This is a genomic window from uncultured Campylobacter sp., from assembly GCF_938045205.1.
GTDB lineage: Bacteria > Campylobacterota > Campylobacteria > Campylobacterales > Campylobacteraceae > Campylobacter_B.
The window spans coordinates 1-11,460 of record NZ_CALIMY010000012.1; the positions used below are offsets into that span (position 1 = coordinate 1).

11 protein-coding genes are annotated in these 11,460 nt (G+C 48.4%); 4 read left to right on the forward strand and 7 right to left on the reverse strand.

All coding sequences use genetic code 11. From position 1 onward, the window contains the following. Positions 1–85: 85 nt before the first annotated feature. Together Q0198_RS00595 and Q0198_RS00600 are read right to left on the reverse strand one after the other, a co-directional pair. Positions 86–895, reverse strand: a complete 810-nt coding sequence (locus Q0198_RS00595; protein WP_297893824.1) for a transporter substrate-binding domain-containing protein — start codon at positions 893–895, stop codon at positions 86–88. Positions 896–1,307: 412 nt separating this feature from the next. Then, positions 1,308–1,811, reverse strand: coding sequence for a hypothetical protein (locus Q0198_RS00600; RefSeq protein ID WP_291936850.1), 504 nt, complete (start codon positions 1,809–1,811; stop codon positions 1,308–1,310). Between the two features lie 83 nt (positions 1,812–1,894). On the opposite strand from Q0198_RS00600, the gene Q0198_RS00605 reads away from it, so the two are divergent. Further along, positions 1,895–2,773 (forward strand): aminotransferase class IV, encoded by an 879-nt coding sequence (locus tag Q0198_RS00605; protein WP_297893827.1) that lies wholly within the window; start codon positions 1,895–1,897, stop codon positions 2,771–2,773. 46 nt (positions 2,774–2,819) lie between these two features. Here the strand turns inward: Q0198_RS00605 and Q0198_RS00610 are convergent, their stop codons facing one another. Further along, entirely contained in the window at positions 2,820–3,785 is a 966-nt protein-coding gene (locus Q0198_RS00610) for a DUF3137 domain-containing protein (protein WP_297893828.1), read from the reverse strand. A gap of 8 nt (positions 3,786–3,793) precedes the next feature. Beyond that, positions 3,794–5,131, reverse strand: coding sequence for an AAA family ATPase (locus Q0198_RS00615; protein WP_297893831.1), 1,338 nt, complete (start codon positions 5,129–5,131; stop codon positions 3,794–3,796). A 56-nt stretch (positions 5,132–5,187) separates the two neighbouring features. On the opposite strand from Q0198_RS00615, the gene Q0198_RS00620 reads away from it, so the two are divergent. Continuing rightward, positions 5,188–6,549, forward strand: coding sequence for an SH3 domain-containing C40 family peptidase (locus Q0198_RS00620; RefSeq protein ID WP_297893833.1), 1,362 nt, complete (start codon positions 5,188–5,190; stop codon positions 6,547–6,549). Positions 6,550–7,096: 547 nt separating this feature from the next. On the opposite strand, the gene Q0198_RS00625 is transcribed toward Q0198_RS00620, so the two are convergent. From Q0198_RS00625 to Q0198_RS00635, 3 genes are all read right to left on the reverse strand, one after another. Next, entirely contained in the window at positions 7,097–7,327 is a 231-nt protein-coding gene (locus Q0198_RS00625; RefSeq protein WP_297893836.1) for a hypothetical protein, read from the reverse strand. A gap of 153 nt (positions 7,328–7,480) precedes the next feature. Next, on the reverse strand, positions 7,481–7,951 hold the full coding sequence (locus Q0198_RS00630; RefSeq protein ID WP_297893837.1) for a methyltransferase: 471 nt from the start codon (positions 7,949–7,951) through the stop codon (positions 7,481–7,483). Positions 7,952–8,456: 505 nt separating this feature from the next. Next, a complete protein-coding gene (locus Q0198_RS00635) occupies positions 8,457–9,476 on the reverse strand; it encodes an ABC transporter substrate-binding protein (protein WP_297893840.1) in 1,020 nt (339 codons plus the stop codon). Between the two features lie 159 nt (positions 9,477–9,635). Here Q0198_RS00635 and Q0198_RS00640 point away from each other — a divergent pair, with 159 nt between their 5' ends. Both Q0198_RS00640 and Q0198_RS00645 read left to right on the forward strand, forming a co-directional pair. Beyond that, entirely contained in the window at positions 9,636–11,060 is a 1,425-nt protein-coding gene (locus Q0198_RS00640; RefSeq protein WP_297893843.1) for an SPFH domain-containing protein, read from the forward strand. 213 nt (positions 11,061–11,273) lie between these two features. Next, the coding region (locus Q0198_RS00645; protein WP_297893844.1) for a hypothetical protein at positions 11,274–11,460 on the forward strand (187 nt) is incomplete at its 3' end.

Here is an 11,460-nt window from a genome sequence, read left to right on the forward strand (position 1 = left end):
TTAAAATTGGATTTCGCATATTATCCACTTATCATAAATGACGTTTTAGTCGAAGCCGTTAGATAAAACACTGCTAAATTTCGTCCTAAAATATAGCATAGAGCCCATCTAGTAAGAAATATTTTTTATCTGCAGCGCCTTGATAAAATGGCTTGAAAGTTTCATCATAAGAACGTTCGAAAAAGCCCTGCTTGCTAAGTGTAACAAGCTCTTTATTTATCAGATCAAGCAGTTCGGTATTGCCTTTGCGCACTCCGATGCCTAAGAATTCCGGATTGCCTAGATTTTGGATTGCTACTTCTAAATTGTCGTCGATAATGGAATAAGCTAGCACGATGAGATTATCGTTAACGTAAGCATCGGCTTTGCCTTGTTTAAGCATATCGTAGCATTCGGTAGTAATGGAGCAATGGATTAGATTGTGGATTTTATTTTTATACAAAAAATTTTCTGCCGTAGTCCCGCTACCCTCTACTAGGACCTTTTTGTTTGAAAGATCGTCTATACTTTTGATGCCGTCGCTTTTACGTGTCAAAACTCCCAAACTCATCGAAAAATATGGATAAGAAAAGTCGATTTGCCTTTTTCTATCTTGCGTTATCGTGATGGTCGCGACTGCAAGATCTACCTTATCGTTTTGTAATGCAGAGATCCTATCGCTGGCATTTAAAGGGACGAACTCGACTCTACCGCGCTTATCACCGAATATGCTCTTAGCTATAGCATCTGCAAGGTTGATTTCAAAGCCTTCGAAATTACCACTTTTTTCATCACTAAAAGGCGGCCTACCATCACGAACACCGATTTTAACGACTCCGGCAGATCTGATCTGCTCCAAACTGCCCGCAAAAACACTGCTGCAAAGTGCAAAAATAATGCAAAAAAGTAGTTTCATAAACTATCCTTTTCTTAAATTTAATATTATCCCTTAGATATTGCGTGATTTTACCCTAAAATAGTTAAACATAACTTCAATTACATAATACGGATTGCTAAATCGGCAGTAAGTGAACGAGATTAGAATTTAAGAAACGATAGATAAATTTTATGAAGTGAAATTTAGCCGTAGCGAAATGTGGCGCAGGAAAGTATAAGCTTTGATTAAAATTTATATATCGTAATTTATGGCGCAGTTTTTGCTGTATCGGCATAGAATTTTAATTTGGAATTCATCCATTATACCGGCTTGCTTTTCGAGCTGGAATTTTTATGTCTTGCCTACGTGCCGCATATCTCGCAATAAGATTTTAAAATTTGCTTGGGTTGAAATGCTGTTTTGTGTTATAGAATTTTGCGGTATTTTAAAACTATTTTTCGCCAACTTCTACGATTTTGCTTAGCACGTATTGTTCTAGCTCGCGTCTAGGCACGTCGTTTTTGAGCGCTTCGTTGTAGATATTTTCGACTATGCGGCTGTATTTTTCGTAGGGGAAGTAGAGGAAATGGTTTGCCCAAGCGCGTTTGATGAGCTCGTGGGTTAGCTTTTTTCTAGCCCACGCTTTGAAGCAATCAAAGCCGATAAAAACCGCCGACGTCGCTATGATCGTAAATAAAATGGAGAAGTGAAAGTCGATCTTTTCAAACATCGCGTGCGTCAGCGTTATCAAAAACATAACGCAGACGAATGCGAAGCAAGCGAAGATCACGTAGGATTTGCCGTAGTTAAATTTAAAATTTAGCTTCGAAGGATCGACGAGCATCCCGTCGTTAAACTCGGCGTTGGCTTCGAGTAGATCACGGAAAAGCACGGGTTTATGCGATACATGAAACATAATATCTAAAAGTCTATCTTTAAAATTTGATTTATCCATCGGAGCTCCTTCGATTTTTGCGGCATTATATCTTAAATTAAATTGTTATAAGATAAAATAGCGCGAAATTTCAAGGAGCGATTATGTTTGAAATCAGCGGAATGAGCGGCGACGAGATAGTTTATATTAACGGCAAATTTTGTAAAGCCAAAGAGGCCGCAATAAGCCCTTTTGATCGCGGTTTCGTGCTTGGAGACGGCATTTATGAAGTAGCACCCGTTGTAAATTCTAAAATTTGCGACAGAGCGGATTTTTGGGAGCGCTTTGAGCGTAGCGCCGCGCAGATCGAGCTGAAAATTCCATATTCTCGCGAAAAATATGAAGAAATTTTATATGAGCTCATCGCGCAGGGCGGCGTAAAAGAGGGCGCTTTCTACACTCAGATCACAAGAGGCGCAGCGATGCGCGATTTTGATTACGCCCGCGGCATAGAGCCCAGCGTATTTGCCTTTGTCTATCATACGCAAATTTTTGATAATCCGCTCGCAAAAGAGGGGATCGAGATCGTAAGCCTGCCCGAGATCCGCTGGCATAGGCGCGATATAAAATCGATCTCGCTTTTAGCCCAGTGTATCTTAAAGCACGAGGCCCACAAAGCGGGCGCTTATGAGTGCTTTTTGATTGAGGACGGGCTTGTTACCGAGTGTTCGAGCTCCAGCGCATTTATCATCAAAGATGACGTTCTTATCACGCGGCCGCTTTCAAACGACATACTGCCGGGCATCCGCCGCAAGGTGATCCTAGGCCTTGCCGAGCAGGCGGGGCTTAGCGTGCAACAGCGGGCGTTTGGAATGAGCGAGGTTTATGAGGCCGATGAAGCCTTTATCAGCGCGGCAACGCTGATGGTGCTGCCGATCGTAAAGGCTGACGGCAGAGCGATCGGCGGCGGTGCGGTCGGCAAATACGTACCGCGACTGCGCGAGATGTATGCCGCGCGGCTAAGAGCCGAAGCGGGACTGTAATAGGGCGGTCAAATTTAGCCCGTTAAATTTAAATTATGCGGGCTGATTAAATTTTGCTTTCTAGCTCCCCGGTTATGTGACCCAGCTCGCTTACTAATTCTAAGATTTCAGCCAGTTCGTATTGGTGAGCATATGTCGTTCCAGTAGTTGGAGGTATGCTAAATAGCTCTGTTTCAAAGCGGTTCGGCGCGCCGTTTAGAAATAGGTAAAATTTATTATCCATAAATGCCGCACTGATGCTAAATTTATAATAGTATCGCTTCAGCTCATTTAGTCGCTCCATCAACGTAGGCGTCAATAGATAGCGAGCTTCGACCTTGTCGTCAGCAAACACGCGAAATTCGCTGTTAAAAACGACGTTGTCCATTAGCTCCTTCTCGCCTAAAATTTTTGTATTTAGCTCGCGGCTCGCTAAGATGGTTTTGGCGTAAAATCTCTTGCCGAATTCGCATATCAGCACGCTGCCGTTAAAATCCATATACGCATCATATAAGCTCATCGCAAGCGAAGCTAGCTTCACATAGGTATTGTCTATGCCTAGATCGTAGTTCTTTTTGATTCTAATCGCCTCGCTGAGGCTAAATTTTACCCCATCCCATTCGCCTTTTATCTCATCTTCGCTGATAAAATCGGAGTTTGCAAAGATTCCCGCTCGCCTGAATTCCTTCGCGCTTATGCCGCGGCCTGGCGAATAAGTAAGCTGCGGATACGCCTGTGAGATCGCCGTGCGCACCAAAACTTTTTTGTAAAATAGTTTATATTCATAAGCGGCGTCTGCAATGCCGTCGTAAATGCAAGCAATATAAATAATCAAAAGCACCGCGTAGACAAGATAAGCTTCGATCATCTTGTAATCCGTATCATCGTCTGTTTTAAATACCGCATCGATCGCAAACATCACGATAAATGGGAACAGATACAAAAATACTATCTTGGCATAGATCATCACTACCTTGCAAATACACTTTTTTTGTTTGGCTCTACTTAGCGCTATCGCTCTTTCTAGTTGCATGCATTTCCTTAAATTTTTTGATCCGAAATTTTATAAAATTCGTTCTCTTGATAAAATTTCACTACGGCTTCATCCGCGCTTGCGTTGCGCTGCAAATACCGCAACAAAGGCTCCGCGCGCGTATATATCACCCCGAGCCCCGCAAGGCTCGTCGCTCGCGAAAGCGCCACGTAGAGCTGCCCCTTGGCAAAGATCCTGTCGATGTCGCAGATGAGCTGCGGGATGCTCATGCCTTGGGATTTGTGGATCGTGATGGCATATGCGAGCTTGAGCGGGAACTGATAATACCGCGCCAGCACGACCTGCTCGGCATCCGTGCCGCTTGCGGCGATCTCGCTTAGTTCGTATGTTTGCAGCCCCACGCGGCTTAACATGCCCGAGGGCTTTTTTACGACTACGCTTTCGATCTCGCCGCCGGAGCTTTTTTCGATCTTTTCGACTACGCCTTGCTCGCCGTTAAAAAACTCGCCGCTCTTGTTTGCGGTAAACAGCACCTTTGCGCCTTCTTTTAGCGTCAGACTTTGCGGCGTATTTAGCAAGGCGATCCATTTTTGAATTTTCTGCTCGCTCACGCCGCTTTGTAGCGCTTCATAAACGCCCTCAAAGCTGCTCTGCGGTGCGCTAAGCTTGGCTAATCTGGCGCTATTTATCGCATCTACTTCGGCGTTTCGGCCCGAGATTATCGTAGCGTTCGGCTCAGCTCGCGCGGCATCGATGAGCAAAGATCGCATCAGCTCCGCCGTCTGCTCGCTTGGGGTGCCGAGCCGCAGCTCGCAAAGCAGGCGGTATAGCGCCGCATCTGCGGTGCGCTTGGAGCCTATCATCTCGACGTAAAAAAACTCGCACTGCTTCCACGCGTACGAGCCAAAGGCGTAATCCGAGTCGCTAAATAGGCTCGCGCGCGGCGCACTCTCGCCCTCTTTGCGCACCGGCGGAAGCTGATAAAAATCGCCCGTAACGAGCAGCCGTCCGTTAAATTTAGAATTTGAAATTCTAAGATAGATCATCTCGAAAAGCTCGGCGCCGATCATCGAAATTTCATCGATCACGATGAGATCCGCGAGGGCTAAAATTTTTCGCAGCTCGCTTAGTTTGCCGCTTTGTTTTCGATCGAAGCTTTTTAACTCCTCGTGGTTTTTGCAAATGCCGAAGCGAAAGAAGCTATGCACGGTCACGCCGCCGATCTCTACGGCGCTGATGCCGGTGCTGCCGAGTACGATGACGAGCTTGCCGCGAGCGCGGTAATCCTCGATGAGCTCTTTTATCACGTAGCTTTTGCCCACGCCTGCGCCGCCCGTGATGAAAATATTGCGATCTTTTAGCTTCTGGATGATGAAATTTATCAAGTTTTTTCCTATTTTTTGGCAAAATTATAGCCAAAATTTTTTAAAAGGCATTTTGTTTGAAACGACTAGTATCTCTTATCTTCGTAGCTTTAGTTCTTGCAGGTTGCGGTAAAACCATCCATAAGTTTATCCCGGAAAATCCCGCTGTTTTGGATCTCGAATACGCTCAAAACAGCGAGCGACTACCGGCTCCCGCTTCGGTGCAAAACATAAGCGGAAGTGCGTTTAAGAGCCGCTATTTTAAAATTTGGTTTGACGATGTGCCCGTGAAGGCGGAAATCGATACGTTTTGGGGGCTTAATTACGCAAAGGGGCGCCACTTTGACGCCGCAGGCAGGATATATAACGACGCGATCTATCAAAGCATCCGCACAAACGCCAATGAAGAGGCGTTCGGGCTGATCTCCGAGCCCGCTATAACGGTAAAAAACGCGCTGCTGCGAAATATCCCAAGCGATCTGCCGATTTTCGGCGATCCGAGCGAGCCGGGGGAGGGCGAGCCGTTTGATTACGCCGCAAATTCCGCCGTGGGCGTGGGCTATCCGATGCTGCTATCGCATTACAGCAGAGATGGCGCTTGGGCGTTCGTGCGCAACGACGGCGTGTGGAGCTGGATCAGAAGCGATGCGATAAAGCGCATCAGCCCACAGCAGGCGGATATCTACGCAAATTCTAAATTTATAACGATCCTGCGCGAGGGCGCCGCCGTCTATGACGTAAACGGCGCGGAGCTTTTTAGGGCGCGCACCGGCACGATCCTGCCGTATGATTTTAGCGGCAAGCGCGATCTTGGCGGCACGCTCGGCGTGCGGAGCGTATTTAGCGGCGAAATTTTAACGCAGTTTGGCGGCAAAAGATATTTCGTTAGCGCGGAGGATGCGAGGCTTTGGCCCGCGCCGCTTGATGAGCAGAACTCAAAGATCGTAGCCGCTAGCCTGCTCGGGCAGAAATACGGCTGGGGCGGGTATAAATTTCTTCGCGATTGCTCGCTTATGACGAAAGACTTTTTGGCAAATTTCGGGCTGTGGCTGCCGCGAAATTCTAAGGCGCAATCGGGCCGCGGCGAGCGTTTTTCGCTGGCGGGGATGAGCGCGGATGAAAAGCTTGAGCTCATCGGCAAAAACGGCGTGGCGTATAAAACCCTGCTGTATATGCCCGGCCACGTGATGCTCTACGTAGGGCAGGTGGACGGCAAGCCTGCGGTGCTACACGATATCTGGGGGCTTCGCACGATGGATGGCGGGCGCGCGGTCATCGGGCGCACGGCGATTACGTCGCTTACTATCGGCTCAGATCGCGCCGACATCGCCGAGGATCGCCTGCTGATCTCGCGTATCAGCGCGATGAGCGTGCTCTCGGGCGAGGAGGACGGTGCTTTGGACGATCAGTTCGGCTCTGCGGATTTCGGTGCAAATTAAACGCTGTCTCGTAAAAAATAGAGAGCGAGCTATGGGCGATGGCCTCAGAAAAAAGCAAGCGACGAGAATCGGATGCATGTAAAAAGAGCGGACCGCGCGCTACTGAGATGAGTGCAAGCCGTCGCCGCTACCAAAAGCGGCGCGTTGCTTGCGTATATCTCTGTGAACTGCTCGTCGCTATGGATAGAAGCTCGCGGGTATAAGCGCGCGCTCGCCGCCGCTAACCCTTGCAATCGCTTCGTCTAAAACATCGCCTCTTGCGTATTTCTTACTAGCGATGTGTTTGTTGTTTCGTCGTGCCTACTAGGCGCATCGCTAAATTTTACATTTCGTGTCTTCATCGCCAATATACGCGCCCTTGCGCCGTCGGTAAATTTTGCTTTAAAATTTCGTTTGAAATTTTAAAGGAGCCGTCGCGAGCCAGGTAAAATTTCATTCGCTCGGCTCTTAAAATTTTAAGAAACGCTTTTTCGCTAAATGTGCAGACGGCTCTAAATGCGCCCAGACTTCAGCCGAAGCTATTTTTCGCCGCAAGCGGGAGCGTGCGTCATTTGCCGTCCGGGCCCAGGCCGTGCAGTATGTATCCAAACTCCGCGCCGCCTACGAGGATGATTTGGTTGTTCGCGTTGCAAAGCGAGGCTACTTTGCTTACTTTCTCCGGTAGCTCGACGACGTTTCCGCGCATATCTTTAACCGTCCTCGGCTCGCCCGCGGCGGCGTTTAGACAAAACGCTAGAAACAAAGCGGCGACGAGCGCAAAATTTTTCCTTACGAACATACTCTCTCCTTAGTGCCAAAAATTTTATAAAACGTCTAGAGCTGCAGCATGCCCTAGGTTTTACCCTCCCCTTAGAAAAACAAAAAATATCGCGGCGTCTTGCGTTTATACTCCAAATACTCCTGTCCGTAGGCTTGCTCGCAGTAACGCTCCTCACCGAGGACCACGAGATGGTTGTATATGGCAAAGGGCACTATCGCTATGAGTAGCCACAGCGACGCCGAAGCGCGCCATGCCGAGGAAATAAAAGAAATACATCGGATTGCGCGATAGGCGGTAGATGCCGCTTTGTGCGGCTCTGTCCGCAGGGGCCGCCGCATAGTCGTAAAACGCCTTGATGAAGCCCGCAAAAGCCGCTATGTAGATCACCGCTCCGATCCAAAACCACGCGCTGCCCGTCTTAAGCGGCACAAATACTGATAAAATAAGCAGCGCTACTTGCAGCAGCGAGCTTATGATCGCATTTTGCTTGTCCGCGAGCGTGTACCACGAGGTATCGGTGGCGCGTTTGCCGACCTCCTTGTAGATAAACATATACGCGAACTGTATCAGCACCATCGCAAATGAGGGTATCCAAGCACCCGCTAGAGCAGGCTTAAGCGTCGTAAAAAATGAAATTTCCATGACCGCTTCCTTTGCTTTAAATTTTATCTTGCAGCTTTATTTTGCCCTTGTTTGCTTGTCGTTGCTTTGTCCTTTTTCACCCGCCGCGGGTTTAAATTTTACTCCGTCTTTAGCTACATATTCGGGCGCACTGCTTGCTCGGCACGCCGCGCGTTAAGGATACCGTTTTAGTTGGGACAATGTGGCAGCGACGCCGTCATTTAGGTATCGACGCGCCGAGCAACGATGGGATCTGCGCTTTATGTGGACGGCATCCGTATTTCAACGCGCCAAAATGCGAGATAGCGGCGCTTGTTTTGACGATACGACGCCCGCTCGCCCATATGACTAGACGATTTGTCTATCCGGTGTCGAGATAGGACGGGCGGTCTGCTCGGCGCCGATGTATCCGCCGCACGATGAAATATTCTGTGCCGATGTATCCGCCGCCTACTACACGATGAGCGTTCGGCACAGATGCAGCCTGCTAGGTGTAGCGCTGATGCCGTTGCTTCGGCGCCGCGCCTTATTTACCATCCGGGTTAAGTCCTTTTAAAATATAGCCAAATTCCGCGTCACTTAGCTCGTAATTCATAAATTTTTTATAAAACGCCTTAGTTTCGGCCTTTATGTCGATGTCGGCAAAAAGCTCCGGCTGAATAGTTTTAGCCGCCCATAAAATTTGAAGTACCGTATCCGCGCCGTATCGATCCCAGTTGAAAACTCCGCGCGGATTGCCGTAAACGCGTCCGTTTTTGACCGCATCCGTGCCGCTGTAAACCGGGCTTGATTTGATCTTCTCTACCGCATCTTCGTTTTGATCGCCGCCCACGATTATGATCTGCGGGTTGCTCGCGATGATCTCCTCGGCGGTGATAGTTTTCATCGGGCCTTTCGTGGCGGTGATCGCATTCGTTCCGCCGGCTAGCTCTATCCATGAGTCGATCAGTGTGCCCTTGCCGTCGATCTTTAAAAGATCGCTTCCGCCTACGATGTGAAGGACGCGCGGACGCTTATCGGGGCTTAAATTTGCGGTGCGGCCGCTAACCAAAGCGATATTTTTGTCTAAATTTGCGATCAGATCCTTCGCTCTTTGCGGTGCGTCGCCGCCTAGCATATCGCCGCACATCCTGATGCTACGCCTCATCTGCTCGTAATCGCTAAAGCTCGCCTTTAAAACAGTAAAGCCCTGCTTAGCTAAATTTTCGCCCGCCAGTGCGGTTGAGATGATGACTACGTCAGGGTTACGGCTCATCAGCTCCTCTAAATTTACGTCGTTATTTTTTAGCAGCACGGGGATCTGCGCCAGGCGCGGATAAATTTTAAGAAACCATGCGTTTTTGCTGATATTATCGGTGGTGGCGACGATCTTGTCCGCTCCGCCCAGAGCCAGTAAAATTTGATTGTTCGAGTGCCAGAGTGCTGCGATGCGCTCAACTTTTGCGGGGATTTTGACCTCAGCTCCGTCCATATCCTTGATAGTTCTAAGCTCTGCCGCGCTCGCAAAAAGCGCACCCGCTAAAAGCAGCAGTAAAAATTTTTTCATTTTTTCTCCTAAAAGGTATTGAAATATACGCCGAGATATTACAAAAAACCTCATTAAAATTCCGTAAATTTTAACTGCCGCCGCCGCGATCATTTATTATTTTTCAAAGTAAATTTTTATATAATCCATTTTAAATTTAGCATTTTTAAAGGAGAGAAAATGGGTGAAATTTTATATTTGATAGGCGCCGCCGTTGGGGTTTTAATCGCGCTTTTTATCATCGTGCCTCTGTTTTTTAGGCGCGTAGTGGAGACGAACGAAGTGCATATCGTCCAAAGCGCGCGCAAGACGACGAGTTACGGCAAAGATACCGGCAACGGCAACAGCTACTATGAATTCCCGAGTTGGGTGCCGGCGCTGGGCGTTACGAAGATCGTTTTGCCGGTCTCGGTCTTTAGCATCAAGATCGAGGATTACGAGGCGTATGATCTGGGCAGGCTTCCTTTCGTAGTCGATATCACGGCGTTTTTTAGGATCGTGGATTCAAATTTAGCCGCCCAGCGCGTCAATAATTTTCAAGATTTGAATAACCAGCTTACCAATATCATTCAAGGCTCGATCCGCTCGATCCTCTCAAGCCGCGTGCTTGAGGACATCTTGCAGATCCGCTCTGAGCTAGGAGATGATTTTACCAAGGCGGTAAAGACGCAGCTTGAAAACTGGGGTATCGAGCCCGTCAAAAACATCGAGCTGATGGATATCCGCGATAGCAGCGGCAGCAAGGTTATCTTTAACATCATGGAGAAGAAAAAATCCCAGATCGAAAAGGAAAGCCGCGTCGAGGTCGCAAACAACACTAAGCTCGCTCAAATTGCCGAGATCGAAGCCGCGCAGGCAACCGAAGTGCGCCAGCAGGAAGCCAATAAGATGGTGGGCCTTAAGACCGTCGAAAATGAGCGCGAAGTCGCGATCTCAAAAGAGCAGGCCGAGCAGCTCATCAAGGATCAGCAAAAGATCACACAGGAAAAGGCGATGGAGGTCGTGCGAGTAAACGACGTCAAGCAGGCCGAGATCAAAAAGCAAGTGGAGATCGTAAAAGCCGAGCAGGAGCAGCGCAAGATCGAAATCGACGCCGAAGCGCGCAAAAACGCCAAAATCCGCGACGCAGAAGCGATCAAGGAAAATCAAATTTTAGTAGCGCAGGGTGATAAAGAGAAGCAGTTTCTCGCCGCCGCGGCGCTTTTGGAGATGAAGGACAAAGAAGCGCAGGGTACGCTAAAGATAGGCTCTGCAGAGGCCGAGGCGCTTAGGCTAAAGGAGCTCGCGCCCGTAAACGCACAGATCGAGCTGGCGCGCGAGATCGGCGAAAATCAGGGATACCAGACCTATCTCATTTCGATCAAACAGATCGAAGCGAACCGCGACATCGGCCTAGAGCAGGCCAAGGCGCTAAGCGCGGCGGATCTTAAGATCATCGCGAACGAAGGCAGCGTGGGCGAGGGGATGAGTAAATTCGGCGAAATTTTAAGCGCCAAGGGCGGCACGCAGCTAGCCGCGATGCTTGAAGCGCTAAATCAAAGCGAGGTCGGCAAAAAGGTGCTGGATAAAATTTCAGGCGCTAAGGGTGAGGATAAATCCGAGTAATATTCGCACTGAGTAATTTTCGCAACATCTTGGGCGAGTAAAATTTAAATTTATACGCTAGCGACACCGCGCGGGCGAGCAAATTTGAGCGGCCTGCTCGTCCATGTGGTTTGCCGCCTGCTCGCGTCGGATAAAATTTGAGCGGTCTGCCCGCCCGAATGGTTTTCTTGTCCGCATCGGATAAAATTTAAGATGCTAGCGGAATTTTAAAGATTGCGAAATTTCAAATTTCGCTGGAATTTAAAACGTCGTGAAATTTTAAAATGTCACGTAATTTTAAATATCGCGGAATTTAAATGCCTCGAAATTTTAAATGCTAGTAAAATTTTAAGCCTCCCATGCGTAGCGTTTGAAAGCGGCGCAGTATCGCAAGATATCCGCAGGATGCTGAAACTGCGCG

What these genes read in the sequence shown, in the direction of transcription:
- Q0198_RS00595 (WP_297893824.1), bottom strand. Translation starts at nt 895, where the DNA reads ATGAAACTACTTTTTTGCATTATTTTTGCACTTTGCAGCAGTGTTTTT.
- Q0198_RS00600 (WP_291936850.1), bottom strand. Translation starts at nt 1,811, where the DNA reads ATGGATAAATCAAATTTTAAAGATAGACTTTTAGATATTATGTTTCAT.
- Q0198_RS00605 (WP_297893827.1), top strand. Translation starts at nt 1,895, where the DNA reads ATGTTTGAAATCAGCGGAATGAGCGGCGACGAGATAGTTTATATTAAC.
- Q0198_RS00610 (WP_297893828.1), bottom strand. Translation starts at nt 3,785, where the DNA reads ATGCAACTAGAAAGAGCGATAGCGCTAAGTAGAGCCAAACAAAAAAAG.
- Q0198_RS00625 (WP_297893836.1), bottom strand. Translation starts at nt 7,327, where the DNA reads ATGTTCGTAAGGAAAAATTTTGCGCTCGTCGCCGCTTTGTTTCTAGCG.
- Q0198_RS00630 (WP_297893837.1), bottom strand. Translation starts at nt 7,951, where the DNA reads ATGGAAATTTCATTTTTTACGACGCTTAAGCCTGCTCTAGCGGGTGCT.
- Q0198_RS00635 (WP_297893840.1), bottom strand. Translation starts at nt 9,476, where the DNA reads ATGAAAAAATTTTTACTGCTGCTTTTAGCGGGTGCGCTTTTTGCGAGC.
- Q0198_RS00640 (WP_297893843.1), top strand. Translation starts at nt 9,636, where the DNA reads ATGGGTGAAATTTTATATTTGATAGGCGCCGCCGTTGGGGTTTTAATC.